General features: G+C 70.9%; 13 protein-coding genes and 1 pseudogene. 4 read left to right on the top strand and 10 right to left on the bottom strand.

Annotation, left to right across the window (positions count from 1 at the left end; all coding sequences use genetic code 11):
- The first annotated feature begins 142 nt into the window (after positions 1-142).
- The 3 genes from AOZ49_RS18120 (at position 143) to sodC (ending at position 3,149) form a co-directional block, all read left to right on the top strand.
- Positions 143-1,012, top strand: coding sequence for a LysR substrate-binding domain-containing protein (locus AOZ49_RS18120; RefSeq protein WP_054434803.1), 870 nt, complete (start codon positions 143-145; stop codon positions 1,010-1,012).
- 157 nt (positions 1,013-1,169) lie between these two features.
- Positions 1,170-2,414, top strand: a complete 1,245-nt coding sequence (locus AOZ49_RS18115) for a DUF445 domain-containing protein (protein WP_156333394.1) — start codon at positions 1,170-1,172, stop codon at positions 2,412-2,414.
- A gap of 207 nt (positions 2,415-2,621) precedes the next feature.
- Positions 2,622-3,149: a superoxide dismutase family protein gene (gene sodC / locus AOZ49_RS18110; protein ID WP_054476940.1), complete on the top strand. Its 528-nt coding sequence runs from the start codon at positions 2,622-2,624 to the stop codon at positions 3,147-3,149.
- Between the two features lie 16 nt (positions 3,150-3,165).
- On the opposite strand, the gene AOZ49_RS18105 is transcribed toward sodC, so the two are convergent.
- The 6 genes and pseudogenes from AOZ49_RS18105 to AOZ49_RS18080 form a co-directional block, all read right to left on the bottom strand.
- The gene (locus tag AOZ49_RS18105) at positions 3,166-3,807 is read right to left on the bottom strand and encodes a glutathione S-transferase family protein (protein WP_054434808.1); all 642 of its coding nucleotides are present in this window, start codon (positions 3,805-3,807) and stop codon (positions 3,166-3,168) included.
- A gap of 152 nt (positions 3,808-3,959) precedes the next feature.
- Entirely contained in the window at positions 3,960-5,180 is a 1,221-nt protein-coding gene (locus AOZ49_RS18100; RefSeq protein ID WP_054476939.1) for an MFS transporter, read from the bottom strand.
- A 100-nt stretch (positions 5,181-5,280) separates the two neighbouring features.
- Positions 5,281-6,072, bottom strand: a complete 792-nt coding sequence (map, locus tag AOZ49_RS18095; protein ID WP_054434812.1) for a type I methionyl aminopeptidase — start codon at positions 6,070-6,072, stop codon at positions 5,281-5,283.
- Positions 6,073-6,318, bottom strand: a complete 246-nt coding sequence (locus AOZ49_RS18090) for a ParD-like family protein (RefSeq protein WP_054434814.1) — start codon at positions 6,316-6,318, stop codon at positions 6,073-6,075.
- Positions 6,319-7,444: 1,126 nt separating this feature from the next.
- Positions 7,445-7,621: pseudogene (locus AOZ49_RS31815) on the bottom strand (PAAR domain-containing protein); the annotation flags it as partial.
- Between the two features lie 36 nt (positions 7,622-7,657).
- Positions 7,658-7,909: a hypothetical protein gene (locus AOZ49_RS18080; protein ID WP_054434816.1), complete on the bottom strand. Its 252-nt coding sequence runs from the start codon at positions 7,907-7,909 to the stop codon at positions 7,658-7,660.
- Between the two features lie 176 nt (positions 7,910-8,085).
- On the opposite strand from AOZ49_RS18080, the gene tssA reads away from it, so the two are divergent.
- A complete protein-coding gene (tssA, locus tag AOZ49_RS18075; RefSeq protein WP_054476936.1) occupies positions 8,086-9,198 on the top strand; it encodes a type VI secretion system protein TssA in 1,113 nt (370 codons plus the stop codon).
- 95 nt (positions 9,199-9,293) lie between these two features.
- On the opposite strand, the gene AOZ49_RS18070 is transcribed toward tssA, so the two are convergent.
- The 4 genes from AOZ49_RS18070 to AOZ49_RS32995 all read right to left on the bottom strand — a co-directional run.
- Entirely contained in the window at positions 9,294-10,088 is a 795-nt protein-coding gene (locus AOZ49_RS18070; protein ID WP_054476934.1) for an OmpA family protein, read from the bottom strand.
- A gap of 2 nt (positions 10,089-10,090) precedes the next feature.
- The gene (gene tagF / locus AOZ49_RS18065) at positions 10,091-11,074 is read right to left on the bottom strand and encodes a type VI secretion system-associated protein TagF (RefSeq protein WP_054434822.1); all 984 of its coding nucleotides are present in this window, start codon (positions 11,072-11,074) and stop codon (positions 10,091-10,093) included.
- A complete protein-coding gene (gene tssM, locus AOZ49_RS18060; protein ID WP_054476932.1) occupies positions 11,071-14,781 on the bottom strand; it encodes a type VI secretion system membrane subunit TssM in 3,711 nt (1,236 codons plus the stop codon). Before tssM ends, tagF begins: the two co-directional genes overlap by 4 nt.
- An 88-nt stretch (positions 14,782-14,869) precedes the next feature.
- Positions 14,870-16,092: hypothetical protein (locus AOZ49_RS32995; protein ID WP_054476930.1), on the bottom strand; the 1,223-nt coding region annotated here is incomplete at its 5' end.

Genomic DNA, 16,092 nt, shown 5'->3' with positions numbered 1-16,092 from the left:
GTCCAGGCGTCCGAGCGGCCCATGCATGGGGTGGCGCGGCGGGCGTTTAGCGATTGCAATGCCGACATGCTAAAAACGGGCCTTGGATCCGACAATGCAGTTTTTCTGCCACTTCGTCAGTTTTCCTGACAGATGACCCGCCATGCGCCAGTTGCCGCCCCTGTCCGCCGTCCGCGCCTTCGAAGCCATCGCCCGCAGCGGTTCGGTCACCCGCGCCGCCGAGGAACTGTGCCGCAGCCACGGCGCTGTCAGCCGCCATCTGCGCCTGCTGCAGGAGCACGCGGGCGTGGCGCTGTTCGAAAAGGACGGCACCGGCCTGCGCCTGACCCAGGCCGGCGCCACCTTCTACGCCTCGGTGCGCGCGGCCTTCGACCAGCTGGAAAACGCCTACGAGCGCCTGGCGCGCGAGTCGCAGGCGCCGGGGCTGCACGTGGCCTGCAGCGCCACCTTCGCCATGCGCTGGCTGGTGCCGCAACTGGCCGTGTTCTATCGCAAGCATCCCGAGATCCGCATCCGCCTGTCGATGACCTCGGCGCGTGAAATGCGCAACGAGGGCGCCGACCTGATCCTGGCCTGGGATCTCTCGGGCTATGCCGAGGCCGACCGGCGCCTGTCCCTGCCGCTGGCGCCGGTGCGCTTCGGCGCGGTCTGCACGCCGGCCTATGCGCGCAGGAAGCCGGCCGCGCGCGTGCGCATCGCGCATGAATACACCTCCAGCGCCTGGAACCAATGGGAGGCCATCACCGGGCAGCCGGCTGCGCAGGGCGACACGCTGGCGTTTCCGCACACCCACCTGTGCATCGAGGCCGCGCTGTCGGGCCTGGGCGTGGCGCTGGTCGAGCGGCGGCTGATCTCGCGCGAATTGCAGGAGGGGCAACTGGTGGCGCCCTATGGCTTCGTGCCGTTCGACGGGGGCCTGCGCGCGGTGCCGGCCGCCGGCCGCGCCCGCACCGCCCATGCCGATGCCTTCATCGCCTGGCTGCGCGGCGCGCTGGCCGGGCCCGAGGACTGATGGCCGCGCGGCGCCGCCAGCCGGCTTGGTATGCTGGGCGGGCATGCCCGCCGGAGACCCCATGACCGATACGCCGCCTTCCGCCAGCCCGTCCTCGCCGGCCTTCGCCACCCGCTCCGCGCTGGCGTCGCAGGCGCGCCGCGCGCAGCTGCGGCGCATGAAGATCGCCGCGCTGGCCCTGCTGGCGGCGATGATCAGCGGTTTCATCACCAGCCACGTCATGGGCGGGCAGGGCGCCTGGGCCTGGGTGCGGGCCTTCTGCGAGGCCGCCACCGTGGGCGCGCTGGCCGACTGGTTCGCGGTGGTGGCGCTGTTCCGCCGGCCGATGGGCCTGCCGATTCCGCACACCGCCATCATTCCCAGCAACAAGGACCGCATCGGCGACAACCTGGCGGTGTTCGTGCGCGACCACTTCCTCGATCCGGACACCTTGATGGCGAAGCTGCGCGGCTTCGACCCGGCCGCGCGCCTGTCGCGCTGGCTGGCGCGGCCGAAGCAGGCGCACGCGCTCAGCGACGGCGCGCGGCGGGTGGCGCTGCAGACGCTGGACCTGCTGGACGACCACGCGGTGCGCGGCGTGATCCAGGAATTCGTGGTGAAGAACCTGCGGCGCTGGGACGCGGCCGGCACCGCCGGCGAGGTGCTGGGCCTCTTGACCCGCGACGGCCGCCACCAGGAGCTGCTGGACGCCGCCATGGAACGGCTGGGCGGCTACCTCGGCGACGAGGACGTCAAGGAACGCGCCTCGGCGCTGCTGGTCAAGTTCGCCCGCAAGGAATGGCCGCGCATCATCGCCGCGGTGGATGTCATCGCCTCGGTCGACGGCATCGCCGACAACCTGGCCGACCGCCTGGCGCGCGCGCTGGTGCAGGAGCTGCGCGACGTGCTGTCCGAGCCCGACCACCCGGTGCGGCGCGACTACGAGGCCTGGGTGCTGGACTACATCGCGCGCCTGGGCGCCGATCCGGCGCTGGCCGCGCAGGTCGAGGCCATGAAGCAGCGCGCCATCGACCACCCCAAGGTGCAGGAATACGTGCAGGGCCTGTGGGACGACATCCACGCCGCGCTGCGGCGCGACCTGAGCGACGAGCATTCGGCGCTGGCCGCGCACCTGGAAAGCGCCTTGCTGGCGCTGGCGCGCAAGCTGGGCGAGGACCCGGACCTGCGCGAGGCCATCAACAGCCACGTGCTGGGCGCGGCGCGGCGCCTGACCGGGCGGCTGCGCATCGGCGTCACCGAGCACATCTCGCGCACGGTCAAGCTGTGGGACGAGCGCCACCTGGTCGACGAACTGGAACTGAGCGTGGGGCGCGACCTGCAGTACATCCGCTTCAACGGCACCCTGGTGGGCGGCCTGATCGGCGTGCTGCTGCACGCGGCGGTGCTGCTGGCGACGGGCTAGGGCGCTGGCCGGGGGGGCGGGGTCTCGTCAACCATCGCGGATTTACGGACATATCCGATGTATCAGGAATGAAGATTGCTGGCGAAGCGCCATGGCGCGGTGCTATTGTCTTTGCCAGTCGCCGGGCCTGCCGTCAGAGCTCCGGGACGACCGCCGCCCGGCCGGGCGGCCCGTATCACGCGCATCTCTCCCCAGGAGGCAAGTCCCATGAAAAAATTCTCGATTCTCGTTGCAACGCTGGCGCTGGCCGGCGCCTCGGCCGCCGCCCAGGCCGAGAGTGTCACGATGTCGGTCCTGAACGACGACGGCAGCGTGGGCAAGAGCGCGGGCACCATCACGCTCGAACAGACCAAGGAAGGCCTGAAGTTCACGCCCAAGCTCACCGGCCTGCCGCCGGGCGAGCATGGCTTCCACGTGCACGAAAAGGGTTCCTGCGCGTCGACCACGGTCGATGGCAAGGTGATGCCGGGCGGCGCCGCCGGCGGCCACCTGGATCCGCAAGGCGCCAAGGCGCACAAGGGCCCGCTGGCCACCGACGGCCACCTGGGCGACCTGCCGTTCATCACCGTGGGCGCCGATGGCAACGCCAAGACCGCCGTGGTGGCGCCGCGCCTGAAGCTGGCCGACGTCAAGCAGCACGCGTTGATGATCCACGTCGGCGCCGACAACTACAGCGACACGCCCAAGCCGCTGGGCGGCGGGGGCGGCCGCATGGTCTGCGGCGTGGTGAAGTGATGCGCCAGGCCGCCTGCTAGGCGGTGCCGTTGCGGCCGTGGGCGCGGTAGCCCGGCCGCTCGGCCAGCCGGTCGTAGTAGGCGGCCACCGCCGGCAGCTCGGGCCGCAGGGCGCTGTCCAGCGGCGTGGCGAACCAGCGGTTGACCGACAGGCCGATGGCGATGTCGGCCAGCGTGAAGGCTTCGCCGGCCACGTAGGCGCCCGTGTCACGCAGGCGCTGTTCCAGGATGCCCATGAAGTGCGCCCAGTCGCGGCTCGAGGCCTCGATGGCGGCGGCATCCCGGTGCGCCGGCGACTGCCGCGCCAGCGCCAGGAAGGCGTAGCTCCACGACCGGTTCAGGTCGGTCGCCTGCCAATCCATCCACTGGTCGACGCGGGCGCGCAGCCGGGCGTTGGCCGGATACAGCGGATTCACCGCGTCGCCGCCATACTGGTTGGCGAGATAGCGGATGATGCTGTTCGATTCCCACAGCACGAAGTCGCCGTCGCGCAGCACCGGCACCATGGCGTTCGGGTTGAGCGCCAGGAAGGCCGCGTCGGCCGTCGGGCGAAAGCCCGCGCCCCAGTCCTCGCGCGTGAACGGCAGGTCCAGTTCGACACAGGTCCAGAGGACCTTGCGGACGTTGATGGAAGAGGCTTTTCCGAGGATGTTCAGCATGATGGCGGCGAGGGGGGGGGCGTCGGGCGAGGCGCCGCGGGCGGCGGCCTCGATGGCAGGCCAGTCTAGCGGCCGCCGCTGGCCGCCGCCAGATACAGATCCGTCCCTGCGGGACCGCAACAGAAGGTCCCGGCGCCGCCGCGTGGCGTCGTTCAACCCGCCACGGTTTCCGGCTGGCGGCTCAGCCGCGCCACCGGGGAAGCCAGCAGCACCACGAATTGGGCGGCAAAGCCGACGCTGGACAGCCACAGGCAGGCTTCCATGCCCAGCCGCGCCGCCAGGGTCGCGCCGATCAAGGCGCCCACGGGCCGCGCGCCGAACGTCGCCGTGACGATCACGGCCGAGACGCGGCCCAGCAGCGCGTTGGGCGTGACCGCCTGGCGCAGCGTGGTGGTGGCGATGGTCCACAGGATCGGTCCGGCGCCGAACAGGAACAGGCCGACGCCGGCCCAGGCGCCCGCCGGCCACGCCAGCGTCGACAGCAGGATGAGGCTGGCGGCCAGCGCGCAGGTGGGGCCGGCCGCGATCATCGCGCCGAACGACAGGCGCGCCGCCAGCCATGGCGCGGCCAGGGCCCCGGCCAGCATGCCCGCGCCGTAGATGCCCAGCGTCGCGCCCACGCCGGCGGCGGTCAGGCCCAGGCGCTCCACCGCGTAGACCACGTAGACGGCCTGCAGCACGAACCAGGCGGTGTTGAAGCACACCGCCGTCACCAGCACCGGCCGCAGCAAGGGGTGCGCCGCCACGAACGCGGCGCCTTCGCGCAGTTCGCGCCACAGGTGGCGCCGCGCCGCCGCGCGCGGCGGCTCGGAAGGCAGGCCCGCCAGCAGCCCCGCCGCCAGCAGCGACAGCAGGGTGGCCAGGCCGTAGGCGACGGCGGCGCCGATGCCGCCGACCAGCGCGCCGCCCAGCGCCGGCCCGGCCGAGAACGCCGCGCTGCGCGCCAGTTCCAGCCAGCGGTTGGCCTGCGCCAGCTGGGTCGCCGGCAACAGCGTCGGCACCAGCGCGGGCGCGGCCACGTTGTAGGCCACCGTGCCGACCGCGCCCAGGAAACCCAGCGCCGCCAGCGCGGCCAGGTTCAGCCCGTCCACCGCCAGCAGCGCCAGCAGGCCCAGCAGGCTGGCGGCGCGCGCGCATTCGGCGGCGGTCATCAGGGTGCGGCGCGCGATCCGGTCGGCCAGCACCCCGGCGGGCAATGACAGCAGCAGGAAGGGCAGGGTCTGGGCGGTCTGCAGATAGCCGGTCTGCGCGGCGTTGGCGCCCAGCGCCAGCACCGCCAGCAGCGGCGCCGCCGCCAGGGCGATCTGTTCGGAACATTGGGCGGCCAGGTTGGAGGCGGCCAGGCGGCGGAACGCCGCGGGCAGGGCGGGCATGAGGGCAACGGCCGACGAGGCCGCAAAACGACGAGGGCCCGATCATGACCGGGCCCCGTGGACATCGCACTCCGTTAATTGCCGTCGCCGGCCGGCGGCGTCAGGGAATCGGCGGGTAGTCGCCGAAGCCGTCCGGCCAGGACGTCAGCACCTCGTAGCCGGTGTCGGTGACGACCACCATGTGTTCCCACTGGGCCGACAGCGAGCGGTCCTTGGTGACCACCGTCCAGCCGTCGGGCAGCTGCTTGGTCTGCGGCTTGCCGGCGTTGATCATGGGCTCGATGGTGAACATCATGCCGGGCTGCAGCACCAGGCCTTCGCCGGGGCGGCCGTAGTGCAGCACCTGCGGTTCGTCGTGGTAGATCTGGCCGATGCCGTGGCCGCAGTATTCGCGCACGATGCTGAAGTGCTCGCGGTGCGCGACCGTCTGGATGGCGTGGCCGATGTCGCCCAGCGTGGCGCCGGGCCTGACCGCCATGATGCCGGCGCGCATGGCCTCGTAGGTGGTGGCGACCAGGCGCCGCGCCAGCGGGCTGGGCTGGCCGACGAAATACATGCGGCTGGTGTCGCCGTACCAGCCGTCCTTGATGACGGCCACATCGATGTTGAGGATGTCGCCGTTCTTGAGCACCTTGGCCGACGGGATGCCGTGGCAGATCACGTGGTTGGCCGAGGCGCAGATGGTCTTGGGAAAGCCGTGGTAGCCGACGTTGGCCGGGATGGCCTTCTGCACGTTGACGATGTAGTCGTGGCAGATGCGGTCGAGTTCGTCGGTGGTGACGCCGGGGCGCACGTGCTCGGCGATCATGTGCAGCACGTCCGCCGCCAGGGCGCCGGCCTGGCGGGCCATGGCGATGTCGGCGGCGGATTTGATGGAGACCTTGCGCGCCATTTACGCGGCCTCCTGCTGGCCGGTGGGCGCCTGCCCCTGGGACAGGGCCGCGATGCTGAAGCCCTCCGCCTGTTCGATGCGGATCAGCAGTTGGCAGATGTCGGCGTGGCGCAGCTCGGGGTAGAGCTCGGACAGCATGCCGATGCGCATCCAGTGCTCGGCCTGCGAGTTGATCGAGCGGCTCAGCGCGCTGCTGGCCACGCGCAGGTTCTCGTGCATCTGCTCGGAAATCTTGACGATGCCCATAGTGAATGTTCCGTATATGGTTTGTATATGGAACGTATGTTATCGCAGGCAGGGGGGCGGACGCAACCCGCCGACCCGGCGCGCGCGGCCGCGACCGGCGCCGCGGGGCGGCGCGGTCCGGTTCCCTGGCGGGCGTGCGGGTCAGGCGGCTTGGGGGGGCGGGACTTTTCTCGAGCAGGTCCATGGCGTCCAGCTGGCGGTAGCGCGCCGGGTAGATCGAGCGCGCGTAGTCTTCGCAGGGCGTGCCCTGGGTGGCGATGGCCATCACCACGAACTCGGCGAAGTCCTCGGGCGGGCCGGCCTTGGCGTAGTCCGACGGGAAGTTGCCGTCGGCCTTGGCGGCGGCGCCCCAGGCCTTCATGTCGACGCGGGCGTTGTTGGCGTAGCTGTGGGCCAGTTCGTGCAGCACGGCGTGGTCGATCATCGCCTGGTCGCCCGACATGCTGTAGAGCGTGATGCGCGAGAACATCGTCTCGCCCACCGTGTGCGTCTCGCGCGTCGGGTCGGCCCAGGGCGGGCCCTTCACCACTTGTGCGTTGAGGCGCGTGATGCGGTCTTCCAGCGCCATGCCCTTGGCCAGGCGGATCTGCAGGTCGCGGCCCTGCAGCATCGCCTTGGGGGCGATGCCCAGGCTCTTGGCGACCTGCTCGGGCTGTGGCTGCGGTTCCTCGGTCAGGCGTTCGGTGAATTCCTGCGGCCGGCGCTGCATCAGGTCGCCGGTCCAGAGCGGATCGCGCGGTTCCAGCACCACCGGCACGCGCTGGCCGGCGGGCCAGGCTTCGTACATGACGCACTTGTCGTCGCCCGCCCGCGCCAGGTTGGCGGGCGGCTGGTAGGCAGACGGGCCGGTCAGCTTCACCGGCGCGCGCTTGGCGTCGAACATGGCCTCGGTGAGCTTGAGTGTGTCCTGCACCTGGGCGCATTTCACCGGCGCGTCCTGGGCCGCCACGGGTTCGATCGCGGCCAGCGCCGCCGGCGCGCCGGCCTGCAGGGCCTGGGGCGCGTCGTTCACGCCCGAGCCGCCACCACCGCCGCCGCCATGTTCGAGCTGGTAGAACTGCTGGCTGGCGATCAGCGTGGCGCCGCAGGAGGTCTTCATGCCTTCCAGCGCCGTGCGGCGGTCGGAGCTGACGCTCTGCACGCCTTCGACGATGGTGTGCTGGCCCGCGCACTTGGGGCAGGTGACGCGGTCGCCGACGCGCGCCATGGGCTGGCCGAAGATCTGCACGGATTCATCCCCGGTCACCACCACGCCGCCATGCGACGTGCGGTCACCCTTGCGTATTACGGATCGCTGCGCCATGGCCGCCCGTCGCTCCCAGATGAAGGTTAAGTCTGCTTACAGATAGGTGCCGTCCGGCGCCATGCGCGGCGGGCCCACGACGAAGGTGCCATCGGGCGCCATGCGCACCGGGCCGCCGCTGCCGAGGTAGCGGCCGTCGGGCGCGCGCTGCGGCGTGCCGGCCACGTAGGTGCCGTCCGGCGCGCGGGTGATGGGCCCGCCGTCGCCGACGTAGGTGCCGTCCGGGCAGCGCCGCGGCGTGCCGTTGATGAAGCGGCCGTTGGGCATCATGTGGAATGACTTGTTCATCGCGACTCCCTCAGTTTGGAGAGCTTGCATGATAGCGATGGTCCCTGATGCGTTTTGTAATAGGGCGTGTCATGTTCCAACGTAACGCCGTTACAGATATGGGATCATCGCTGCTTTCGCCGCCGGGCCATGCGCCGCTTGCGCATGGCTCGCCACCCGCAACGACACAAGACACTATGAGCGATATCGACGCACTGCTGCAGCCCATTCCGGGCGAGGCGCCTTGTGGCGCCGACATGGTCTTCTCGGCCGAATTCGACGCCATCCGCGAGGCCCGCCGCCATGATGACCCGCACCTGGACCAGGGCGACTGGGTCATCGACATCAAGGAAGCCGACTGGCCGCAGGTGATCCGCATCTGCACCGAGGTGCTGACCGAGCGCAGCAAGGACGTGCGCGTGGCCGCCTGGCTGGCCGAGGCCTGGGCCAAGACCCGCGGCTTCGCCGGCCTGCGCGATGGCTTCCTGCTGGTGGATGGCCTGTGCCGGCGCTATTGGGATGGCCTGCATCCGGTGCCCGACGAGGGCGACGTGCAGCAGCGCGTGGGCAACCTGGCCTGGCTGCTGGCGCGTTCGCAGCAGCTGGTGCGCGAACTGCCGCTGACGCAGTCCGAGGGCGGACGCTTCGGCGCGGTGCTGTGGGACAGCGCCTCGCAACTGGCCAACGCCATCAAGCGCACGCCGCAGAACGCCGCCGACATGTCGCGCGGCAAGGTCACGCTGGAGCAGTTCGACGCCGCGCGCCGCGACACGCCGCCGGCGTTCTATTCCGAACTCGAAAGCCAGTTGCAGAGCTGCTTCGGCGCGGTCGACGTGCTGGAGCTGACGCTGACCGAACGCCTGGGCGATGAAGGCCCGGCCTTCACGCCGGTGCGCACCGCCCTGAAGGACGTGACCGAACTGGCGCATCGTTTCGCCCGCGAAGCCGGCCTGCTGGTGCGCGCCGACCTGACGCCGCCGCCGGCCGCGCAGGCCGCGCCGTCCGCCGGCGCGCCCATCACCCGCATGGAGCCCACCTTGACCGCTGCCGACCTTCCGCCCACGGCCCCCGCGGCCACGCGCGGCCCGCTGCAAACGCGCGACCAGGCCCTGGCGCAGCTGCGCGAAGTGGCCGAGTTCTTCCGCCGCACCGAACCGCACAGCCCGGTGGCCTATCTGGCCGACAAGGCCGCCAGCTGGGGCGAGATGTCGCTGCATCTGTGGCTGCGCACCGTGGTCAAGAACGGCGAGGCGCTGTCGGGCCTGGAAGAGCTGCTGGGCGTGCCCAAGCCGCCCGAGAACAACGGCTGAAGGCAGGCCCCGGGCGATGGCCGCAATGGCCATCGCCGGGCAGCCGCGGGCGCGGCACTGCCACGCCCTGCGTGACGGCATCCACGCGCCGCGGCTCAGCGGCTGGCGCGGAATTCGATGCGGCGGTTCTTGGCGCGGCCCTCGGCCGTCGCATTGGTGGCCACCGGCTGGTCGGGTCCCGCGCCAAGCGTCTCGAAGCGGCCGGGCGGCAGGCCCTTGTCGACCAGATAGGACCTGACCGCGTCGGCGCGCGCCTGGCTCAAGGCCAGGTTGGTGCTGCGGCTGCCGGAGCTGTCGGTGTGGCCGATGATCTGCACCTTGTCGCTGTGCAGCTTGGGAATCACGTCGGCGACCTGGTCGAGCAGTTCGCGCCCGCGCGCCGTCAGCGTGGCGCTGCCGGTCTCGAACTCCACCACGCGATTGGTCAGCACCTTGTCCAGCAACCCCTGTTCGTCCTTGCCGGCCGCCACGCGCAGGCCGTTGACGATCTTGTAGGTGGGGTTGAGCGAGGTGGCGAAGGTGCTGGCGATCTGCTGGCGCGAGGCCTCGTTCTGCACTTCGCCCTGCAGGCGGATCTGGGTGCCGTCGACTTCCAGCTGGCCGCGGTTGATCTGCTTGAGCGGCTGGCCGATCAGCTTGCCCACGTGTTCGGACCAGTTGGGGGGCGCGACCACGCCGCCGACCTCGATCTGGTCGATGACATTGCCCACGCCGTAGACCTGTTGCAGACGCGCCAGCACGTCGGCCTTGGTGGCCTCGTCGGGCACCGCGCCGCTGGCCACCACCTGGCCGGGCTGCGGAATGACGTTGGCGGGAACGACGGTGGCGGCGTCCTGCGCCGCCGCGGCGCACGAGAACAGCGCCGCCAGGATCAGGAGAGAGACGCGCATGGTCAGGCTCCGGTGAAGACTTCGAGATAGGTGTCGAGCGCCATGCGCAGCGACAGCCGCGGTTGGTCCAGGTAGCTGGACAGCTTGGCCAGGCCGTGGCTGGCCGACACGTGGTTGCGCACCCAGGGGGCGTCCTCCAGCACGATGTGCTGTTCGGCGAAGGCCTGCGGCGTCGACAGCAGGCTGGCCAGCGTCTGCGGCGAGGCGCCGCGGAAACCCGCCACCAGGCGGTGCTTGCCGCCGATGCGGCCGATGAACACCGCGATCTCGAAGTCGGCGCGCGCCAGGAACGGCGCGATCAGCGTCATCCAGTACGAGGCCACCAGGTTGATGTAGAGCGGATCGTCGGGCAACGGCAGCGCCAGCCCGCGATCGAGCTGCGACGAGCCGCTGGACATGACCGGTTCGAGCAGGATGCCCAGCGCCAGGATGATGTCGTGCACGTTGGCCGCATGGCCGTTGCCGCGCAGCATCGCTTCCAGCCGCTCGACGGTCTGCAGGTCGACGAAGGCGTCGAAGCCGTCGTCGGCCTCGGTGCGGATCTCGCCTTCGAGTTCGTTCAGGGTCTGCAGCGCCGCGCCGGGGTCGGCATCGGTCATCAGCAGCGCGGCCGCGCCGCTCATGCGGTTCCACAGCCGGCTGAAGGCCATCGGGCTGCGGGCGATGAAGGCCAGCGGCCGCTGCACCTCGACCGAGGTCGCCGACAGGAACGGAAAGCGCCGGCCCGACTGGTCGCGGCTGGGTTGCAGGTGCCCGGCGATGGCCAGCTTGCCGCGCGAGCCGAGGATGGCGAACGGCATCGGCTCGGCCTCGTCGTACAGCGTCTTCCAGTGCGGGTCCTGGGCCAGCAGTTCCATGGTGTTGGCGACCCAGCCGTCCAGCGTGCTCATCAGCTGCGGATGCGAGGTGTTCTTGACGAAGTCGCCGCGCGCCGGGATCTTGCCGAAGTAGGCCGTGCGGAACAGGGGGGACTGCAGGTTGCTCATTGCGGCGCTCCGGGTCGCGTCTGGGCGGAGGAGGATTCGGACGTGGCGCCCACCACGGAGGAGGGCAGGCGCAGGTTGCGCAGGCCCTGGCTGCCGCCGGGCTCGCTGCCGCCGGCGCCGGGCGCCTGGGCGTTGCTGATGATGCGCAGCTTGACCGGCACGGTCACGTTCGACTTGCCCCAGCTCATGTTGAAGCTGCCGTCCGCGTTGGAGGTGCGCTGGGCGGTCGCGATCAGGCGTTCCAGGCCGAAGCGGCCCGGTTCGTTGACGATCTCGACCACGCTGCCGTCGAAGGTGGTGGCGGTGATGCGCGCGCCGGGCGCGCCCTGCGCGTTGGGCCAGACGAAGTTGACCCATTGCGGCGGCGTGTTGCGGTAGCGCAGCTGCTGGCCGTCGATCTCGATGGTGTACTCGGTCACGCCCGAGGCCGGCTTGGGCTGGATCTGGAACAGCGTCTGCGGCTGGCTGGCCGCGCCGGCGCCGGCCGCGCCGCCAGACAGCGGCGCCACCCACTGCGCGAAGTTGGCGGTGAAGGTCGGCTGCAGGCTGACGCCCATGTCGCCCCAGGTGCGCGCCGTCAGGATGTCGCCGCGGCGCACGGTCAGCGGGCCGAGGGTGTCGTTGACGTACTTGGCGATGCTGCCCTGCGGGCCGAACACCTGCCCGATCTCGTCGCTGCTGGCTTCGACGCTGGCGCGCGCGGCGAACGGATACTTCTCGGCCAGGGTCTGGTTGAAGGGCTGGTAGATCTGCGCGTTCCAGACCTTGTTCAGTTCCGACTCGGCCGGCTGCATGGCCACGGCGTAGGCCTGGATCAGCGGCCGCACCAGCAGCGGGCGCAGCGTCTCGCGCTGGGTCGCCGACAGGCCGGCCAGCATCTGCTCGTCGACCAGCTTGAGCGCGTCGGCCAGCTCCGAGTCCTTGCCTTCCAGCGTCTGGCGCAGCAGCACCAGCGAGCCGGGGCCGGGGTCGCCCTGGTTGTTGAGCAGGTTGAAGCGGGTGCGGATCTTGGACAGCGCGCCCATGTAGTTGCCCAGCAGCGACTGGTTCTCGCGCGTCACCACCAGGCGCGCCACGTCCGAGAACTCGCGGCCCACCGGGCCCATCGGAATCGCCTCGCCGTTGGCGGTGGTGGCGGCGGCGGGCGCCGGCGGCGTCTGCCGCAGGATCACGCGCTTGAACCAGCCGACCACGCCGCTCTGCGCCTGCTGCAGGCCGGCGTTGACCAGCGAGGGGTTGTCCCACGAGGTCTGTTCATAGGCGGTGTTGATGAGCTTGGCGATGGGCGAGGTCTGCGGATCGCCCAGGCGGTTCATCGCGCCCACCGACTGCTCGAAACTGGTGAACGGCTTGATGGTCACGCCGCGCAGGAACTTCTGCCATTCCTGGGCGTATTCCATTTTGTACATGGTCGCCAGGCTCTTCTGGATCTGCTCGGGGCTGCCGTCCAGCGTCAGGTCGTCGCGCGCGTTCACGCCCAGCACCCAGTCGCTGGTCTGCACTTCCTTCTTGGCGGCTTCGTTGATGGCCGGCTGGATGTACTGCTCCCAGGCCTCGCGGGTGAAGGTGCCGGGGATGGCGTAGCTGCCGGCCACCACGCCGGCGTCGTTCTCGCCGACGATGCGCGCCACCGTCATGGTCTGGAAGCGCGTGGCGGCGCGCGCCTTGAGCGTGGCGTAGGCGCGTTCGCGCGCCGGCATGCCCTGCATCACGGCGCGCAGGCTGGCGCGGGTCTTCTCGACCAGCGCCAGGTTGGTGTCGATCTGCGGCCAGCCGGCGTCGGGCGCGCGGCTGACGTAGAACGAGATCAGGCGCTCGGCGCTGCGGATCAGCTGGTCGCGCGGCATGGCGCCGCGGTTGGTCTCCAGCCAGCCGCGCCAGAAGCGCGTGATCTGGTCGGACAGGTGGGTGGGGTCGACGTGCTGGCGATTGGCCATCATCAGGTACGTCTTGAGCGCGTTGTAGGCGTCGTCGGCATTGGTTGGCGAGGCGTCCTGGAACAGCGTGTCGCCGCCCGCGCCGTGCGCGGCGCGCAGCGCCTGCGGCGCCGGTTTCGGCGCGCCGCCAGCCGCCGCGTTGCCGGACATGTCGACCTTGGCCAGGAAGTCTTCCAGGCTGACCTTGACCGGGCTCAGCATGAACTGGCGCGCGCCGTTGTAGTACTCGGCCAGCAGGCGTTCCTTGAGCACGTCGCCCTGGTACAGCCCCAGGCCCAGCGACCAGGGGCGGCTGGACGAATAGCGGTCCAGCTGCTCGATGCGGTCCTGCAGGATCTCCATGGCTTCCAGGCGGCTCTGCAGGTCGGTGCGTTCGCTCTGCAGCCGCACCACCTTGTCCAGGTCGGCCTGCACGTTCTGCGCCAGCTGGCGGTTGCCCAGGTACGACCAGCTCCAGCCGCCCAGCACCAGGCCCAGCGCCAGCACCAGGCCGAAGAAGGTCAGGTAGCGCATGCGGGTCTTGGCCGGGCTGGCGTGCTGGCGCACCAGTTTCTTGTCGGCGAAGATCACGCTGGAAAAAAGGTCGCGCAGGAAGAAGCCGTTGTGCGAGGACACGTTGCGGGCCTGGCCGCGCGCGGCCGGGCGCAGGTCGAAGCGCTCGGCCAGGCGTTCGGTCGAGGTGCTCTGCGACACGCCTTCCTGCAGCGCGCTGGTGAAGTAGAAGCCGCGGAACACCGGCTTGTACTGGAACGGGTTGGTCTCGAACAGCGTCGACAGGAAGGTGCGCAGCGCCGGCTTGATGCCGGCGAATTCCAGCGGGAAGGTCAGCAGCCCGGGCGGCAGATCGCGGTTGTTGCGCAGCGAGATCTGCGCCGTGCCCATTTCCTTGAGGCCTTCGTACAGCTCGTCGAAACGTTCGTCGAACAGGGCCAGCACGTCGCGGTTCTCTTCGGCGCCGTAGGGCAGGGTGGCGCCCCAGACGCGGTCGCGCTCGCGCTGGTCGCTGTCGGAGAAGAACTCGCTGAAGCCCGAGATCAGGTCGGCCTTGGTGAAGATGATGTAGACCGGCGCGAACACTTCCAGCCGGTCGGTCAGCTCCTGCACGCGCTGGCGCAGGTTCCTGGCCAGGTTGATGGCGAACTCGGGGCCGGCGCCGGTCAGCTCGTCGATGCTGGTGGCGACGATGATGCCGTTGATCGGCGCCTTGGGGCGATGGCGCTTGAGCAGGTCGAGGAACCCCATCCACTCGTTGCGGTCTTCCTCGTGCACCGAGTAGCGGCCGGCCGTGTCCAGCAGGATGCCCTCGGTGGTGAAGAACCAGTCGCAGTTGCGGGTGCCGCCCACGCCGCGCACCGCCGCGCCGTTCTTGTCGGCGAAGGGGAATTGCAGGCCCGAGTTGATCACCGCGCTGCTCTTGCCGGCGGCCGGGTTGCCGATCACGATGTACCAGGGCAGTTCGTACAGGGCTTCGTTGCCCGAGACCTGGCCGATCTTCGAGGTCTTGATGGTGCGCACCGCCTGCGCCAGCCGGGTGCGCAGCGCGTCCACGTCGCCGCGGTTGGCGGCGGCCGCGCCGGTCTGCACCTGCTGCTCCAGCATGTCGCCCAGGTTCTTGTTGGCGCGCCGCGCGCGGCGCCGGCGCCACAGGTAGGCGCACAGCCACAGGAACAGGAAGATGCCCAGCGCGATGCCGGCCCAGACCAGGCCGATCTCGACCGTATCGGCGAACAGGAACAGGAACACGATCAGGGCGATCAGGCCGAGTGCCATGAACAGCCGCGGGCTGCCGAGCGCGCGGGATGTCCAATGTCGGCCTTCGCTCAAGGCGCTGGAGATACCGGAGAAGAAACCTGAAGGGCTACGCATGATTCTGGCTTTTTTTGTGGGTCAGGCGGAGGGGGAAGGGGACAGCAGGGCGAGCGTGCGCAAGGCGGGATCCTGGGTCATGACGGCGAGTACGGGGGGCCTCGGCCTGCGCGCAGGCCTCGGCGGCCACCGCCAGGGTCAACAGATGCGCGGCGGCGCCGGTGTAGCCGCAGGCGATGCCGACCGCCAGGCAATCCTGGTTGGGGTCGAGGGTGGTGAACAGCGTGCTGGCCAGCCCCGCGGCTTCCAGCGGCCGGCTGCCGCGATGATCGGCGTCGCTGACCAGCGCGCGGATGTCGTCCGCGCGCCGTTGGTGCTGTTCCAGGAAACGCGTCGTCAGCTCGGCCAGCATCGGTTCGCTGGCCGCGCCACGGGCGTCGGCGGCGGTGGCGCGGTGCGCCATCGGTGACAGGGCCAGGGCGAAGGCGCCCGCCGGCGCCACGGCGGCGTCGGGAGCGGCCTGGTCCAGGTCCAGCAGCAGGCCGGCGGCCGCTTCGCCGGGCACGCGTCCCTGCGGCGTGGCGTTGCCGACCAGTGTGCCGTCGGCCTCCCAGTCCTGCACCACCTGGGCATCGATGTAGGAGTCGGCCGCGGCCACCAGGCGCAGCGGCGCGCGCGCGGCGGACGCCGGCTCCAGCGCCAGCTGGCGCAGCAGGCTGTCGCTGGCGAGCGCGTCGCGGGCCTCGTGCGGCCGCAGCCGCAGGCGGGTCTCGGGCCAGGCGGCCGCCGCGCGGGCCTGCGCCTGCGCATGCTCGCGCGCCGCCGGCGGCCATGGCGCCGGCAGCAGCAGTTCCACTTGCAGCAGGGGCCAGTCGTCGTCGCGCTCGGGCGTGCCGTGTTCCAGCACGTGGGCGCGGGCAGCGCGCGACAGGGATTCGATCACTTCGCACAGCAGGGCGGTGGCGCGCAGGCAGTCTTCGGCGCGGGCCGCCGCGGGCGCGTCTTCGCCGGCGGCGGCTTCGCGCAAGGCTTCGCTGTCCAGGTGCGCGGCGCGGGCGCTGAACACGGGAAAGCCGCGCGCGTTCTTGAGGGTGTCGTCCAGGTCGGGGCGCTTCTGTTCGGCCAGCGCGGCATGAATGGCGGCGGGATCGCTGCCGGGCGCGGCCCGCGCCGTGCCGGCCAGCGCCACCAGCCGGGTGAGGGCCGGCGCCGCGGCGGGCGCGTCGGCCTGCGTGCCGGCGGCGGGCGCCGCCGCGGCCGCGGCGCGGGCTTCGC

The sequence above is a fragment of the Achromobacter sp. 2789STDY5608615 genome, assembly GCF_001298995.1.
GTDB classification, from domain to species: Bacteria; Pseudomonadota; Gammaproteobacteria; order Burkholderiales; family Burkholderiaceae_B; genus Achromobacter; species Achromobacter insuavis.
This window is presented reverse-complemented; position numbering and strand designations above follow the sequence as displayed.

Bases quoted from the DNA above. Each gene is read 5' to 3' on its own strand.
- AOZ49_RS18120 (WP_054434803.1), top strand. From the start codon at position 143: ATGCGCCAGTTGCCGCCCCTGTCCGCCGTCCGCGCCTTCGAAGCCATC.
- AOZ49_RS18115 (WP_156333394.1), top strand. From the start codon at position 1,170: ATGAAGATCGCCGCGCTGGCCCTGCTGGCGGCGATGATCAGCGGTTTC.
- sodC (WP_054476940.1), top strand. From the start codon at position 2,622: ATGAAAAAATTCTCGATTCTCGTTGCAACGCTGGCGCTGGCCGGCGCC.
- AOZ49_RS18105 (WP_054434808.1), bottom strand. From the start codon at position 3,807: ATGCTGAACATCCTCGGAAAAGCCTCTTCCATCAACGTCCGCAAGGTC.
- AOZ49_RS18100 (WP_054476939.1), bottom strand. From the start codon at position 5,180: ATGCCCGCCCTGCCCGCGGCGTTCCGCCGCCTGGCCGCCTCCAACCTG.
- map (WP_054434812.1), bottom strand. From the start codon at position 6,072: ATGGCGCGCAAGGTCTCCATCAAATCCGCCGCCGACATCGCCATGGCC.
- AOZ49_RS18090 (WP_054434814.1), bottom strand. From the start codon at position 6,318: ATGGGCATCGTCAAGATTTCCGAGCAGATGCACGAGAACCTGCGCGTG.
- AOZ49_RS18080 (WP_054434816.1), bottom strand. From the start codon at position 7,909: ATGAACAAGTCATTCCACATGATGCCCAACGGCCGCTTCATCAACGGC.
- tssA (WP_054476936.1), top strand. From the start codon at position 8,086: ATGAGCGATATCGACGCACTGCTGCAGCCCATTCCGGGCGAGGCGCCT.
- AOZ49_RS18070 (WP_054476934.1), bottom strand. From the start codon at position 10,088: ATGCGCGTCTCTCTCCTGATCCTGGCGGCGCTGTTCTCGTGCGCCGCG.
- tagF (WP_054434822.1), bottom strand. From the start codon at position 11,074: ATGAGCAACCTGCAGTCCCCCCTGTTCCGCACGGCCTACTTCGGCAAG.
- tssM (WP_054476932.1), bottom strand. From the start codon at position 14,781: ATGGCACTCGGCCTGATCGCCCTGATCGTGTTCCTGTTCCTGTTCGCC.